Source organism: Bradyrhizobium sp. PMVTL-01, from assembly GCF_051861855.1.
GTDB lineage: Bacteria > Pseudomonadota > Alphaproteobacteria > Rhizobiales > Xanthobacteraceae > Bradyrhizobium.
The window spans coordinates 346,530-361,487 of the sequence record NZ_CP193983.1; the positions used below are offsets into that span (position 1 = coordinate 346,530).

At 61.3% G+C, this 14,958-nt stretch carries 12 protein-coding genes and 5 pseudogenes; 4 read left to right on the top strand and 13 right to left on the bottom strand.

Annotation, left to right across the window (positions count from 1 at the left end; translation table 11 throughout):
• Positions 1-23: 23 nt before the first annotated feature.
• From ACRQ5Q_RS42510 to ACRQ5Q_RS42520, 3 genes are all read right to left on the bottom strand, one after another.
• Positions 24-224, bottom strand: coding sequence for a hypothetical protein (locus tag ACRQ5Q_RS42510; RefSeq protein ID WP_439400246.1), 201 nt, complete (start codon positions 222-224; stop codon positions 24-26).
• A gap of 304 nt (positions 225-528) precedes the next feature.
• Positions 529-1,011 carry a hypothetical protein gene (locus ACRQ5Q_RS42515; RefSeq protein WP_439400247.1) on the bottom strand — a complete coding sequence of 161 codons (483 nt, stop codon included), beginning with the start codon at positions 1,009-1,011 and terminating at the stop codon, positions 529-531.
• A 444-nt stretch (positions 1,012-1,455) separates the two neighbouring features.
• The gene (locus tag ACRQ5Q_RS42520; RefSeq protein ID WP_439400248.1) at positions 1,456-1,647 is read right to left on the bottom strand and encodes a hypothetical protein; all 192 of its coding nucleotides are present in this window, start codon (positions 1,645-1,647) and stop codon (positions 1,456-1,458) included.
• A gap of 504 nt (positions 1,648-2,151) precedes the next feature.
• Between ACRQ5Q_RS42520 and mdlC the strand changes: the two are divergent.
• The 4 genes and pseudogenes from mdlC (at position 2,152) to ACRQ5Q_RS42540 (ending at position 8,132) form a co-directional block, all read left to right on the top strand.
• A pseudogene (mdlC, locus tag ACRQ5Q_RS42525) lies at positions 2,152-3,764 on the top strand (benzoylformate decarboxylase).
• 21 nt (positions 3,765-3,785) lie between these two features.
• Positions 3,786-5,224 (top strand): annotated as a pseudogene (locus ACRQ5Q_RS42530) (aldehyde dehydrogenase).
• Between the two features lie 262 nt (positions 5,225-5,486).
• Positions 5,487-6,953, top strand: a complete 1,467-nt coding sequence (locus ACRQ5Q_RS42535) for an MFS transporter (protein WP_439400523.1) — start codon at positions 5,487-5,489, stop codon at positions 6,951-6,953.
• A gap of 12 nt (positions 6,954-6,965) precedes the next feature.
• Positions 6,966-8,132, top strand: coding sequence for an alpha-hydroxy-acid oxidizing protein (locus tag ACRQ5Q_RS42540; protein ID WP_439400249.1), 1,167 nt, complete (start codon positions 6,966-6,968; stop codon positions 8,130-8,132).
• A gap of 99 nt (positions 8,133-8,231) precedes the next feature.
• On the opposite strand, the pseudogene ACRQ5Q_RS42545 reads toward ACRQ5Q_RS42540, so the two are convergent.
• The 10 genes and pseudogenes from ACRQ5Q_RS42545 to ACRQ5Q_RS42590 form a co-directional block, all read right to left on the bottom strand.
• A pseudogene (locus tag ACRQ5Q_RS42545) lies at positions 8,232-8,461 on the bottom strand (hypothetical protein); the annotation flags it as partial.
• On the bottom strand, positions 8,461-8,715 hold the full coding sequence (locus ACRQ5Q_RS42550) for a DUF2933 domain-containing protein (protein ID WP_439400250.1): 255 nt from the start codon (positions 8,713-8,715) through the stop codon (positions 8,461-8,463). The gene ACRQ5Q_RS42550 and the pseudogene ACRQ5Q_RS42545, both read right to left, overlap by 1 nt.
• 114 nt (positions 8,716-8,829) lie before the next feature.
• A complete protein-coding gene (locus ACRQ5Q_RS42555; protein ID WP_439400251.1) occupies positions 8,830-9,504 on the bottom strand; it encodes a Spy/CpxP family protein refolding chaperone in 675 nt (224 codons plus the stop codon).
• Between the two features lie 356 nt (positions 9,505-9,860).
• Positions 9,861-10,340, bottom strand: a complete 480-nt coding sequence (locus ACRQ5Q_RS42560; RefSeq protein WP_439400524.1) for a DUF411 domain-containing protein — start codon at positions 10,338-10,340, stop codon at positions 9,861-9,863.
• Positions 10,341-10,356: 16 nt separating this feature from the next.
• A pseudogene (locus ACRQ5Q_RS42565) lies at positions 10,357-10,812 on the bottom strand (cupredoxin domain-containing protein); the annotation flags it as partial.
• Between the two features lie 160 nt (positions 10,813-10,972).
• Positions 10,973-11,547: pseudogene (locus tag ACRQ5Q_RS42570) on the bottom strand (SIR2 family protein); the annotation flags it as partial.
• Between the two features lie 118 nt (positions 11,548-11,665).
• The gene (locus ACRQ5Q_RS42575; RefSeq protein ID WP_439400252.1) at positions 11,666-11,830 is read right to left on the bottom strand and encodes a hypothetical protein; all 165 of its coding nucleotides are present in this window, start codon (positions 11,828-11,830) and stop codon (positions 11,666-11,668) included.
• A 161-nt stretch (positions 11,831-11,991) separates the two neighbouring features.
• Positions 11,992-12,255, bottom strand: a complete 264-nt coding sequence (locus tag ACRQ5Q_RS42580; protein WP_439400253.1) for a hypothetical protein — start codon at positions 12,253-12,255, stop codon at positions 11,992-11,994.
• A gap of 873 nt (positions 12,256-13,128) precedes the next feature.
• Entirely contained in the window at positions 13,129-13,644 is a 516-nt protein-coding gene (locus ACRQ5Q_RS42585) for a GlcG/HbpS family heme-binding protein (RefSeq protein WP_439400254.1), read from the bottom strand.
• 373 nt (positions 13,645-14,017) lie between these two features.
• The gene (locus tag ACRQ5Q_RS42590; RefSeq protein WP_439400255.1) at positions 14,018-14,923 is read right to left on the bottom strand and encodes a molybdate ABC transporter substrate-binding protein; all 906 of its coding nucleotides are present in this window, start codon (positions 14,921-14,923) and stop codon (positions 14,018-14,020) included.
• Positions 14,924-14,958 lie beyond the last annotated feature (35 nt).

Genomic DNA, 14,958 nt, shown 5'->3' on the forward strand with positions numbered 1-14,958 from the left:
GCAACGTCAAACCGACTGACTGGTCAGTCGATTGGCGGTTCGTTCCACCGCGCCGCAAGGTCTTTGATCTGCTCAAAATACAGGATCGCCGGGTCACCCTCACGGACGATAGTCGTCCGCTTGCGTTCCTTGGGTAGCAACATCATCGCGCGCAATACTGCCGCGCGCAGCTTCATCGAGCCGTGATCTGTCAGGGTGACGAGCTCGTCCGGGTCAAGGGTCATGGGTCCACGCCTACGCTACCGGCTGGCCCGAAGCCAGCACACGCGCCCCGAATGCCCAATTCTCCAGATAGCCCAACGTGGTTAATAGTTAGTTATCGTTTGGCTCTCTCATTTGAATTGGCGCGCGCGGTCACGCGGCGCGGTGGTCCCGTCAGGAATAATAAGCCTGCACCGGCCCCTGTTTGGTTGACCGCATCCCGCCCGATTTCAATGCAAAGGGCGGCGGGTACCACTAAGCTGACAGCGCGGGTGAGTTCGCCCTGCGGCGGCCTACCTCGCGGTAAGCCATTGCAGTCCCAATCGATCAGGCTACCGCTGCCATCCTGCCATCGGCATGCGGGTTTGCGCAAAGCAGACGCTTGCGAATGGCCTCTTCGACGAGCGCGAGCGCTTCCTTGGCTTGTCGCGTTTCGGCTTCGGCAACTTCGGCACGAAGCTCCGCGGCCGTCAACTTGTCCTTCTGCACTTCAATACAGGATTGGGCTTGTTCCAGCGCACGGCACGCATGTTGCATCTTGCGTTCGGCAGTGACGATCAGTTCACGCTGTGCCCGCTCGGCGGCCTCCGCTCGCGCTTCCGCAAGCCGCAATCTTTCCAGCGCACTCGTGCAAAGCGACTGGGCACGGGCTTCGATCTCGCGGGCGCGCTCCTCCATACCGCGGAAGACATCGGCCGCTTGATATACCAGATCGAGGGCGGTTGCTCCCTTGTCTGGTGCTAGCGGTGAGGGAAAGCTTAGGACGTCCTCATCCCCACCAACCGGTGCTGTGGAACTACGCTGCGCCATGCAGTTCGAGCTCGTCGCGAACACACACTCACGAGCAGGATCATGACTAAGCAATGGTTAACGGATTGTTAAACAGTTGCATGCCGGGAGGTGTCGCGATGGCGCACGGCGGGCAGCCTGCGTATTTACACGCAGGGTGCCGAGCAACGGCGGCGGATTTGCCGCAACGGTCGTACCGGCTGGCGCCGCTCTTACGAGTCTACGCAGAATGGGGGCGCGGACCGTGCCATCGGGTCCAAAGTAAGAAAGCGAACCGATTTAGCGGTCGAATTCATCTACGTTCGCCAGACGTCCCCTAAGAGAGGCCAAGGACCTCCAACGGCCCCGGCAGGGCCCCCAGACGCCACAGCCGGGACCGTTTTTTATCAAGGGACTGGCGTCCGAATCGCCGATCCGTCGCATCCCATCAAACCAGGCTCGCATCAGTCCGGCTAATGAGGCCTTTCACTGTCTCGACTCCGCGCTGTCACCTCCGGACGATTGCGGAGTGTCTGCGAAAAACTTTAGGACCTTCCCTTCGCCCTCAGTGGCCGCCCCATGGTTGCGCTCGCTGCGGAAAAAGGCCCACGTAAAAAGCGGGGTGAAAACCAAGCTGAAAAGCATGTAGGTCCCGATCGTCGCCGCGATGACGGTCATGCGCGTGCTCCGGCTGGGCGGCCCGGATCGTGGGCAATTGCCCGGATGGGGCCAACCTTAGCCGCTGGCGCGCAAGTCGCAACTAGACTCGCACGTTAAACTTGATATCCGCGCCCTGGAAACCATTGAGGAGCGAAGCGGCGGTCTGATCTGCGCTCTCGCCGCCGATACACAAGATGGGGGCCCCGCCCGGCGGCCAAACCGGGACCGGGTTCTGTGGGTCTCAGAGCGCGGTACGCATGACTATTTCCGCGCCAACTCACTATCGACGCTAAAGCTTAACGCGCGGTTTCGAGCGGCATGACCGGCGGGCTTCGACCGCAGTCGTTACTCGTACAATCCCGCAAGGTACTTGCGTCCTGAATTAATTCCTTTGTCGGTGCTCCGCCTGTGCCTATGATGGCAAGAAAATTGCTTCCTGGCTTTTGTCCTTTTTTTCAATTCTTTGCAACGGCGTCCCTCCCCTAGTGTTCGCGCGACAGAAAAACCGGGATGGGAACGGACATGGCCATTGGGACGGATACGTTCGAGCAACGACGCGTGACCGCGCCGACCGTGCGCGATGCCGTCATCGCTCTGCTGCGTCGTCTCAACATGACGTCCGTCTTCGCCAACCCGGGATCGACGGAATTGCCGTTGTTCCGCAATTTCCCCGACGATTTCCGCTACGTTCTCGGACTTCAGGAGGCGGTCGTCGTTGGCATGGCCGACGGTTTTGCGCAGGCGACGCGCAACGCAGCCTTCGTTAACCTGCATTCGGCCGCCGGCGTCGGCAATGCGATGGGAAACATCTTCACCGCGTTCAAGAACCGCACGGTGGACAACAGGCCCGCTCCATCCTGCCATTCGATCCGTTTCTCGCTTCCAGAGAAGCTACCGAGCTTCCGAAGCCCTATGTGAAATGGAGCATCGAGCCGGCACGTGCCGAGGACGTGCCGCACGCGATCGCGCGCGCCTACTACATTGCCATGACCCAGCCATGCGGCCCGGTCCTGGTTTCTGTGCCCGTGGACGATTGGGATCGGCCCGCCGAGTATCTGCCGGCACGCGTGGTCAGCCAGCAGGTCCGCCCCGATCCAGCCATTCTCGAGCAGATCGGAAACGCCCTCGATCGCTCCAAGCTGCCGGCCTTCGTCGTCGGAGCGGCAGTTGATCGCGACGGGGCCTTCAACGAGGTCCGCCAGCTCGCCGAAGCGCACAATGCGCGAGTCTTCACTGCGCCGATGTCCGGCCGCTGCAGCTTCCCCGAGGACCACCGATTGTTCGCGGGGTTCCTGCCGGCGATCCGCGAGAAGATCGTCCACCTGCTCGACGGACACGATCTTGTCTTCGCTATCGGCGCGCCGGCGTTCTCGTATCATGTTGAGGGGTTCGGTCCGCATCTGCCACACGGAGCCGAGCTCTTTCAGTTGACGGACGATCCCCAGACGGCCGCATGGACGCCGGAGGGAATGGCTGCGATCGGGGGCGTGCGGCTCGGCCTCCTGGAGCTTCTTGCACGTGCGACGCCACCGACACGCGCTACTCCTCCTGCTCGCACCATCGCGCGGCGCGTGGAGGCGACGGCACCGCTCTCAACGGCCTTCGTGATGCAAACCATTGCGGACATGAAGCCCACCGCTGGGATCATCGTTGAGGAAGCGCCGGGTGCCAGGCCGATGACGCAGGCGCACCTGCTTATCACGCAGAGTGAAGCCTTTTACACGATGGACAGCGGCGGCCTCGGGTACGGCATGCCGGCGGCTGTCGGCGTGGCCCTCGCAAAGCCCGGCCGCCGTGTGATTGCCCTGATGGGCGACGGCTCGAGCCTCTACTCGATCCAGGCCATCTGGAGCGCCGCACAACTTAGTCTGCCCGTCACCTTCGTCATTTTCAAGAACGGGCGTTACGCCACGCTACAGGACTTCGCGCCCGTGTTCGGCTTCAGTTCGCAAGAGCACGTCCAAGGCACCGACCTTCCCGGGCTCGATTTCGTCTCGATTGCGCGGGGCCTTGGCTGCTCTGCAGTCCATGTCGGGAACGCCAAGGGCCTCCACGACGCTTTGGCCAAGGCATTTTCGTCCGAGCGACCAACACTGATCGAAGTCGAGGTCGAGGACAGAGACCTGCAGAAATAGAACAGAACCCAGGGAGTGAATATGAACATGATTTCGATGTTGATCGCGGGCGAGCAGCGAGCTGCCACCGTTAACGCCGCGTTCGAGCGCCTCAATCCGCTCGATGGGCAGATTGCAACGCGAGCACCGGCAGCCACTGCGCACGATCCGGTTGCAGCTGTCGAAGCAGCCGCAGCAGCCTTCCCGAGTTGGTCTGCCACAGGTCCCTCGGAGCGCCGCGCCCTTCTGACCAAGGCAGCGCACGCGCTCGAAGCCAAGGCCGCTGCATTTGCCGCGTCCATCGCTGCAGAGACGGGCGGCTCTGGGATCTGGGCCGGGTTCAACGTCCATCTCGCCGCCGGCATGCTGCTCGAAGCCGCGGCCATGACAACGCAGAGCAGCGGCGAGATCATTCCCTCTGATGTGCCCGGCAGCTTCGCAATGGCGGTGCGGCAACCCGCCGGGGTGGTCTTGGGCATGGCGCCCTGGAATGCGCCTGTGATCCTCGGCGTGCGAGCTATCGCGCTTCCGCTGGCTTGCGGAAACACCGTCGTTTTGAAGGGATCCGAGCTGTGCCCCGCAACCCACGGGCTGATCTTCAAAGAGGCCGGCTTTCCCAGGGGCGTCGTCAACTACGTCACCAACGCTCCATCGGACGCAGGGCCCGTCGTCGAAGCGATGATCGCACATCCCGCCGTGCGCCGGGTCAATTTCACGGGATCGACCCGCGTCGGATCATCGCCGCCACATGCGCGAAGTACCTCAAGCCGGCGGTCCTCGAACTCGGAGGCAAGGCGCCGCTCGTGGTTCTTGATGATGCCGACATCGACGCCGCCGTGAACGCAGCGGCGTTTGGTGCTTTTGCGAATTCGGGACAGATCTGCATGTCGACCGAGCGGATCATTGTTGACGAGACCATCGCAGACGAGTTTGTGCGCCGTCTCGCCGAGAAGGCGTCCAAGCTGCCGCTTGGCGACCCGAGAAAGGGCCCCGTCGTTCTCGGCTCCGTCGTCGACATGACCACCGTCAAGCGCTGCAACGAGCTCATCGATGACGCGCTCGCGAAAGGTGCGAAGCTGCTTTGCGGCGGGAAAGCTGAAACCACACTGATGCCGGCCACGCTGATCGACCACGTCACATCCGCTATGCGTATCTACAGCGAGGAGTCCTTCGGACCGATCAAGCCGATCGTTCGGGTCAAGGGCGAGGACGCCGCGATCGCCTGCGCAAACGACAATGCCTACGGCTTGTCGTCCGCTGTGTTCACCAGGGATACGTCGAGAGGCATGCGCGTCGCCTCGCGCATTCAATCCGGGATCTGCCACATCAATGGTCCTACCGTGCATGATGAGGCCCAGATGCCGTTCGGAGGCGTCAAGGACAGCGGGTACGGACGATTTGGCGGCAAGTCTGGAATCGCGGAGTTCACAGATACCCGTTGGATGACCATCCAGACAAGCGAACGACATTATCCGTTCTGACAAGGCCCGAGCCCGATCTCAATCTCCAATGAAGTGACGTCGCCTCCTCAACATTGCTGGGGAGGCACGGGGAAGCTCATCCAGAGGGAGCGCAGGATGTCAGATCCGCAGCTACAGCGCCATGGGACCGCCATTCTCGGCTCCCCCGCGAACGGACCCTTGTTCGGTCCTTTGAAGGCCGATCGGACGTCACGGTGATCCAACACATCGATGCAAAGCAACAGGGAGGGAAGTTGTGACAGAGACGTACCCCATGGGCCCCTTGTCCACTCCGCACATCGCGGCAATCGGCTCCGATACTACTCGCCTTTCCGGAGAGGTGAGCAGCAGCTGCGACGGCGCATATCCCTCGTTGGACATTGGCCAGTTCCTTGATGATGGCCCCTGGACCGTCTTGCAAAGGGTGGTCGTCTTCATCGCCGCTCTTTCGATCATCATGGACGGGTTCGACGGGCAGCTGATTGGCTTCGCTGTCCCCGTTCTCATCAAGGAGTGGGGCGTTACCCGCGGTGACTTTGCTCCCGCACTTGCGGCCGGGCTGGTCGGGATGGGGATAGGAAGCGCCTTCGCCGGCCTCCTCGCTGACCGGTTCGGACGACGCGGCGCCGTGATCGTCAGCGTGATGGTGTTCGGGCTGGCAACCTTCTGCATCGGCTTTGCAGCCAACCTCTGGCAGATCGGCACGCTGCGATTTATTGCGGGGCTCGGCATTGGCGGAGCCTTGCCAAGCTCCACTACCGTTGCCGCGGAATTTACACCCGCACGGCGGCGGACGCTCGCCATCACGGCGACCATCGTCTGTGTCCCGCTCGGAGGGATGCTCGCCGGCCTGTTCGCCAGCGTCGTCCTGCCGAACCTCGGTTGGAGGGCCCTGTTCTTCCTTGGTGGAGCTCTGGCCGTACTGTTGGGCTTCGCTCTGCTCTTCATTCTCCCGGAAACGCCGCGTTTTCTCGTGCGCCGGCCAGCGCATTGGGCCGAGCTGCGCCAGCTCGTCGGACGCATGTCGCGTCCGGTCACAGCCGATATTATCTTCACAGATTTGAGCGAGCAAAGAATCGAGAAACGCGAGGGATTCCTTGCGTTGTTCGAGAAGGGCCGGGCCCGCGACACGATCGCGCTCTGGTGCGCCTTCTTTCTCAACCTGCTTGCCGTCTATAGCGCCTTCACCTGGCTACCGACGATGCTGACGTCCGAAGGGCTGGCCGTCGCGATCGCGGGGTCCGGTTTCACTGCCTACAACTTCGGAGGCGTGCTCGGCGCATTGACATGCGCCATGGCCATCACCCGGTACGGTTCTCGTTGGCCCCTCCTGCTGTGCAGTTTCCTCGGCGCCGCCACCGCGCTTTACCTGACCGGCGTGAACATCGCGCTGGAGGCAAGCATTCTGATAGCGGGGTTCGGTGTGCAGGGCTTCTTTGCCAATGCGGTGCAGTCGACCATGTATGCCGTGTGCGCCTATGTCTACCCGACCTCAGTCCGGGCCACGGGCACGGCGTCCGCCCTCGCCTTTGGTCGGCTTGGCGCAATCCTCAGTGCCTTTGCCGGTGCAACTGTGATCACGGTCGGCGGAAAGGACGGCTATCTCCTGATGCTGGGCATCGCCATGATCGGTCTCACCCTCTCACTCGCCGTCGTCGGTCGCCACATCCCGGCGCGAAAACGTGACGAGGACCTCAGTGATCCGAGATCCCCCACGCGCGCGGCGCTTCCAAACTCGTCGTCTCATTAGATGAGTCTGACGATGACGACGCCGGTTTCCATATGGGATTTGAGGCGCATGGCCCAGCGCCGCCTCCCGAGGATGTTGTTCGACTACCTCGAAGGTGGCGCAGAGGACGAGCGGACGATTTCGGAAAACGTCGCGGCGTTCAGCAGAATAAAACTGCTACCTCACCGCCTGCGGGACGTCAGCAGGAGAACAACGGATGTCGATCTGCTGGGCACCAGGATCGCTGCACCTCTCGTCGTCGGTCCAACTGGTCTGAACGGCGCCATCTGGCCGAACGGAGACACCGCGCTCGCAAGAGCTGCCAGGCAAGCGGGCGTTCCGTTCGCCCTCTCGACGGCCTCAAACGAGCGGCTGGAGGCCGTCGCAAAGGTCGGTGGCGAGCTCTGGTTCCAGCTCTACGTCGTCCATCGGCAGCTCGCTGAACGACTCGTCGATCGCGCAGCAAATGCGGGCTATGCAGCTCTGATCCTGACCGTCGACGTACCCGTCAATGGAAAGCGCGAGCGAGACCTCCGCAACGGGTTTCAGATCCCATTCCGCTATTCGGTCCGCACGATCCTCAACGCTCTCACTCATCCGCGATGGACAGCCAGGCTCCTCATGAATGGCACGCCAATGCTCGCAAATTTGGCCGCTGACGATGCAAACAGTCTGGAAGCACAAAATGCTCTCTTGCGGCGCGAGATGGACGCAAGCTTCGATTGGGATGATCTTGCCCGTCTTCGCGATCTCTGGCCGCGACGCCTGCTGGTCAAAGGCGTGTGCAGTCCGGAAGACATCGCGCGCTGCTTCGCGATCGGCGCCGAGGCGGTGGTGATATCGAACCATGGCGGACGACAGCTCGATGACGCTGTTTCACCCATGGAGATTCTGCCCCAGGTCCGCCATCTCGGGCCCGTGCTGGTCGACGGCGGCGTGCGCCGTGGCTCCGATATCGTCAAAGCCGTTGCTTTAGGCGCCAAGGCGGTGCTGCTCGGACGGTCCGTGCTCTACGGATTGGCTGCAAGCGGCGAGGCTGGAGCGTCAAAGGCGCTGAGTATCCTTTTCGAAGAGATCGACAGAACGCTGGCGCTCGTTGGCTGTCCCGCGGCTTCTCGGTTGGACGAGTCGTTCATCGCAGCGTCTGCGCACTTGCGCACGTTGCCTTTGGCCATCGGGCCCAAATTGGAACCACCCTAGGGGCTACACCCTGGGGCTACACCAGAGGCCTCTGGCGTGCAGTAAGACCTGATTTTTCGGGGCTTTCTCGACGCTATTTTATTATGGCGGAGAGGGAGGCGTGAGGATCGTCGGCCACTGCAGCAGGAAGCCGAACATCACCAGGATGAAGCCAACGTACTGCGGGTGGTCTCGACGAACAACGCCACCAGGAACGCGCTGAAGGCACCGAAGGAGCGCCAGTCGCGGGAGGTCTGCGGCTTGAAGAAGCTGTAGGCGAACAGGATGAAGACGGCCGAATTGACGACGACGAGGCTCCAGAGGCCGTAGGCGGGCGCGGTGTCGTGCATCACACGCTCCTTGGATCGCTCGGCCGGCCTCCGCCGTGATGGTGACCGTGTCCGCCGTGCATGAAGAAGTGCATGAGCGGACAAGCGAGCAGCGGTAGCCAGACCAGAAGCCCAAGCACATGCGCCCTGTGCTCCGTGAACAAGAGCGCGCCGGCGATGATCAGGAATCCGATCAGAACCAGGCCGGCTCTGGATTTCGTGGACATGCCCTGCTGAGGGCGTTCTCGATACGCGGGATGGTCCTGCACCGACATCGGCACGCTCCTATCGCTGTCGGGAGCTTAGCGGCGCCGTTGCCATCACTGTTGACACAAATCAACCGCGGCGGGCTGTAGGCCTCGCTTGCTTCCTTTGTTCGCCGACCGAGGTTATTGCATCGGCTTGCCGGGCTGCATTCCCATCCCCGTCGTGCCGCCACCACGCATCGCGGACATCATCGGCATCATGCCCATCTGCGGCGCGATCAGTTCGTCCGCGGTCTTCTGCTCGTCTGAGAAGGTCGCGACCAGGTTCGTGAGCGCCGATTTCATCGCGCGGGTGCCTTCGAGGCGCGCCGCCAGCCATTTCTCCTGGAACGCGAGCCTTTCGACCGGGCCCGGAGCGGCGCCCTGTTGCGACATCATCGAGCCGCGCAGCTCTCCCAAGGTCTTTGCGTTGGTCCGCAGCGCATCGGCGAAGGCGCTCCAGGCGGATTGCTGTGCGTCGGTGATCTTGAGCTCGGTGCGGAGGAACGCGATCCGACCCTCGACATGATCGATGATCTCCATGCCGCCCGTCCCCTCTCCGGACTGCCGCATCATCTCCATCATCTTCGCCATGTCCATCATGGGCATCTTGCCGCCCATCATGTCCATCATTCCGCCACCCATTTTGCCGGTAGTGCTACCCATTCCGCTTGGAGCTTCGGGGGGCGCCACGGGCTTGGCTGCCGGCGCCTCCTTCTGATCGGGATGATGGGCCTGATGATCAGCGGCGGATTGCGCGAAGGAAGGGGCGCTCGCAACTGTAAGCAGCGTCGCCGAAACAAGGATCCAGCTTCGCATGTCGTCCTCCTGCGGTTGGCATTCGACGCCAAGATAGTGCTTCGGATCAAGCTGGCGCTTGACGCAAGTCAACCGAGGGCGGCTCGGAGCGGCCGTTCGCTCTTTGAGTTAGCTCAAAGGCGTTCTTCCCGAAGACCGAAGTGCCCATCACATGGGCAAAAAGGATACCGTCGGCATGTCGAAGAACACCGCATCGAGCGGCCACCACTATACCGGCGGCCCAAACACTTCGACGCCGCACCACATGGGCGACAAGAACCAGTAGTCCGTGCCTTATACCCGTTCGCGCCGGCGAGGCCGTCGCGGACGGGTCGCCGCGTCGAGCCAGCCGATGGTCCATCCGTCAACTCCGGCCATCAGCCGACCACCCGATCTCCGACGAATCGCATGAACGGCCTCTGCCCGTCGGCTCCGAACAGCACCGCCGTATACGGCGCGGGCTGGCCGCCTTCCATTCCCGGCGATCCCACCGGCATGCCGGGGACGGCGATACCTTTCGCATTCGGGCGTTCGGCAAGCAGGCGCCGGATGGCCTCGGTCGGAACATGCCCTTCGACGAGATAGCCGGCGACTTCGGCCGTGTGACAGGCCGCCAATTCGGTCGGCACGCCCAGACGGGCTCGGATCGCATCCAGGTCCGAAGTTTCCTCCACACGCACCGTGAAGCCGGAATCGCGCAGGTGTTGGACCCAGCCAGTGCAGCAGCCGCAGTTGGGGTCCTTGTGCACCAGGACGACTGGCTCTTCGGCGCGTGCGAAGCTGCCAGGTCCCACCAGCGCCGCGGCCGCCATGAGCCGAACGAGCGACCGGCGCGTCATCGGATAGCTGAGGTCCATCATCCTTCCCTCCCCACTTCACCGTCACGTGGCCGGTCATACCGTACTCCCGATGATCGGGGATCAGGCACGAATACTCGAACGTCCCGGGCTTCGTGAACTTCCACAAGATCTCCGCCGTCTTCTTCGGCGCGACCCGAACGCCGTTCGGCTCGTCATGCTCCATGTGCGGATGCTTTTTCATGACCACGGCGTGCTTCAGGTTCTCCTTGGTCGTGGCCAGAAGGAATTCGTGGTCCTCGGTGCCGACGTTGCGCAGCACGAACTTAATTTGCTCGCCAAGCTTTACGTCGATCTTGAAGGGTTTGTAGTCCATCTCGCTCATCTCGATCTCGATGGTGCGAGACGGCTTCGCCGGATCGCCGGGCTCGCCGGCCGAGTAGGATTCGTGGTGACCGTGGCCCTGGTCGTGACCGAGCGCCGGGAAAGCGCTCGTCGAAGCCGCTGCGATGGCTGCAGCAGTGATCAGGATGGTTCTTTTCAAGTCGTCTCTCCTAACGATGGTGGTGGTGCTGCTGTGCCGGCCGCCGCAGCGAGCAAATGGTACTTGAGATGAGCCTGGCGGAGTTCGCCCTGCGTCTTTGCGATGGCCACCGTTGCCGAGCCGAGACCGACCAACCGCAGTTGGCGAAATACGCGAGGCCAAAATCTCCACTCGTTAGAACCAGCCTGTTCAGCGCGCTTTCATCTACTTCGTCGGGAAGTAGACCATGCAGATAGACAACTCCGTTCCAGCGACTGTTTTTGGGTATCGGCAGCATCGGAGCAGAATAAGACGGGAATGCCCTGCCGGGACGTTTTCTCACCCGTTCGAAGATGCGATCAAAGTTTGTCGTCACGAGACGAATGGTGCCGTCGCGTCGACGTGCAAGCTCCAGTAGAGCGACGTGAGTGTCTGTTGCACCCTTGCGCCGCCACCTTGGTGTTAAGACCTTGAGGAGCTTTTCACGGACTGCAAGACGTTGTCCGGGTATGCGCCTTTCGAGGAGATCAAGCGTAGCGTCGTACTGGCTGCGCCCATAGGCTTGTTCTTCAATAGGAGTACGGGTTGTGCCGACATGCTTGTAGATGTCGTCAACCAGTCCGCCAAATCCCGGCAGTCCGGCGGGATATGAGACCCCGCACCGCAAAAGAATACAACGCGGCCTTCTTCATGAGCCTCAAGAAGTGGATCGGGAATGTCGGGCCCGTTGGCTCCAAACTGCATATCGAAACTTGACTGGTTCGCGTATTCCTCCGCTCTAAACGTTGTCGCAATAGCGACTTTGGGTTGAGACTGAAAATTTGAAGCCTCAGACGAAGGGCACATTTCTATCGCGCTGGCATCAGTTATTATCAAGCGCCAGCTTCGCAACAGCCCGACGCAGCTTGATCTCGATGCACCAAGCGCAGATCAACTCGCCGTCCCCGGCCGGTGGCGCAAGTACGGTCAGCTCTTCTGGCGCGAACTCTTCTTCGCAGTGACCGCAGCGGCGTGGGATTTCGAGCATCCGCGCATTTGCTCAAGTGGTTGTGACAGAATTCGGTAAAGGCCGATAGAATGAACTCCCGAACCGCTGAGTTGGTGGTCTGGAAGACACAAAAGTCGCGCCGACGGGAATGGCGCGACTTTTCTCGAATAGCCAAAGATGATCAGGAACGATGCCCTCGACTATTTCTCTTTGATAACAGTCGTGCTGCTACTACCGACTGTCCCTTCCTCGCAGACTTTAGTCTGCTTGATGCGATCTTCGGCTTCCACGCGGCTCTTGAAAGCCATCGGACCGATCTGTGTTACGACCTCCTTGTCCGCCGGGCGTGTGGTGGTAACCGTACATTGGCGGCTCGGACCTTGTACGACATAGTACTCATCAGCCAGTGCTGGGGCGGTGCATCCGATGATTAATGCGCCAGCAAGCAGAAGTGGTGCCTTCATTGTCGCCTCTCTCTGTTCAAGTGCTGCCGATCGGCGCGATCAAGAAACCGTCACGTGCTACCGCCCGCGACCGCTCATGGTCCATCCTGTCGGCGGCTCTGTAACTCATTGCGGACTGCAAGAGTTCCGAAAGGCCACGCCCTCAGAAGCAAACCTTGGCTAAGATGCTATCGTTTGTGATCCTCCGCAGAGCACCGGGCCAGCCCGGCCCTTGCGGCTGGAGGGGACAAGTGGGGGGCCAGGCGGTCCGATGGCCGGCGCGTGAGGAGGCGCCGTGCAATTGGAGGCTAGTCCTCGTTGAGGATATCGCTGTGTTCACTTGTGACCGGGAACAGCATTTTGTAATGTTCCTGAACGGGAACGCCAATTGTCTAGGCGATGCCTCACGCTGTTGGCGCAAGAGGACGGACAGCGGCGAATGTTTGGACCGAAGTTCCAGCGCACTGGGGCCGCGTAGCCGATACACCTCGTCGGCTTATGAGCAGCCTACCCTCGGGTTTTAACCGACATAATCGGCCGGTGCGCCGCAATTCAAAATCCAAACGCAGCCATCGCCTTCGGCGATAATCTGCCGAGCCTGCCCGGCATCTTGCCGGCACCTCATTGTCCGCAATGCTCCAGACGGACGCTAAATCGTGAAGGCGCGGTAGGAAATGTCTTCGTCGTCGAAGGCCTTGATGGATGGGATGAAGAAGCGCGCTGAAAACCCCGAGGCCAAGGACAAGACAATCGCTTCGGCGGGAGCGGGATAGCGGCACCACGAACATCCGCAACACAAGCAGGAGCCACTGGAAGCGCTGATTCGGCCTGACAGTCGCTGCCTCGTGCATGGCGGGCTGCCAGCAGCCTGCAACTGGACGAATTCGCGACAGTCTATTTCACGCTGTTTGCACCGGCATTGGCGACCTGCCCATCCTGTGCGGGGAGCATACCCGAAACGCCCACTGCACCAATTATCTTGCCATCGACGAGAAGCGGCACGCCGCCATCGTATGGCGTTGCTCCGCGCAACCCGAGCACACGCAATCCGATCCCGCCGCCAGCGACGGCATCTTCAAACGCCTTCGACGGTCGGCGGAAGAAGACCGAAGTGCGCGCCTTATCTTCTGCCACTGCGATGGATCCAAGCTGCGTGTTGTCGAGCCGATGCATAGCGACGACGAAGCCGCCGGTATCAACGACGACGATGGCCATCGGCCAATTGTTCTTCTGAGCTTCGGCCTCCGCAGCCGCAATGACCGTCTTGGCCTGTTCGAGCGAGATCGGCGTACCATAGGGCGGTGTCGGCTGTTGTGCGACGGCCGGACCGCTCGGCGCCACGCTGAGTGCTGTGGCAGCAAGCATGAGAAGACCGCCGCACAGCAGCGGACCGATGGCACGACTTGACATTACGTTTTCTCCTTCGCATTAAGCGGCTGGTTTGATGCCTGCGGAATCGCCGCCGGTTGCGTGGCGCCACGGGCCAAGCAAATTCAGTATATTCCCCGCGCCGTCGTGGGAAACCGCAAATGCCTTTCGCGCCGCAGCGCAAGACGATCGAGTTGTATCATCGTGCGTTGACGCGATTGTGTGTTGGCGGCTTGTGTTTCTTCACGGCAGCTTCTGGCCCACGCGCAGATCGGGCGGCGTCCCCTCTGTCGGCTCATCGAGGTAGACCGGAAGCAGGCGGCCGAGCGGCCGAACGGCGCTCGGGACCCACACCAGACATCGCATCGATAGCCTTGGGACCGGCGGCGAACCCCGGGGCTTGCCTCGATGCGGCTCATTCGAAACCCTTCGCCTTCAGAACGGGCTGAGCGGCAGCCGAGGCAAGGAACGCGACCAGCGCCCTTGCAGCCTCGGCCTGATTGCTCTCGCTAACAATGCCAGGGCTGAACTGAGTGTAATTCTGAATCTCTGAGGGCAGCGGGCCAGCGAATTCGATGCTTGGTTGAGCCAACACTTCGCTGATTTGATTGAATCCAATCTCAACGTCCCCGCCGGCGACGCTTGCGTACAGCACGTTCGCGGACGGAGACAGTTTTGTCTTGGATTTCATTTCTTCAGCGATGCCCATCCGTTCGAGCAAGCTGACCATGTAGACGCCGCTGGCGCCCCCACCGGCCGGATCAGGATAGATAATCGATTTCGCGGCCAGCATCGAGCGTTTGAACGCGTCGACCGAACTGATGTCGGGCTTTGGAGCACCCTTGCGAACAAACGCACTGACGCCAACCCTCGCGAGGATGATGCGGTCGCCAGCGACGACCTTGCCCTGCGCGCGAAGCGTGTCGACGAATGGCGCAGCGTTTATGATAAGATCGGCGGATTCGCCATTTTGAAAGCGATCCGCGATAGCGCCTGCGTTTCCATAGGCGACCGTTACCTTGTGCCCGGAAGATTTTTCAAAATCCGGGATCAGGACATCGTATGCCGGATGCAATGCCACCGCACAGAGCAGCTTAATCTCGGAGGCTCTCGCCGTATTCGCGGCAGTGATGCCAAGCACGGCAAGTCCCAGTGCGGCAGCAGAAATCAACTTCATATTGCTTCCCCCTCTGCGTGTTACTTGGCCGACCGCTATCTCGGGATGAGACCAGGCCCGATTGCCAAGTACATCGTCAACGATCAATTGAGCGAGGAATGCCGAGGATGGGCTTGGTGCTATGGTTTTACCGGCTTTCTCCATCCTGAGCTCTAAAAGGCAACATCGCAGACAGGACA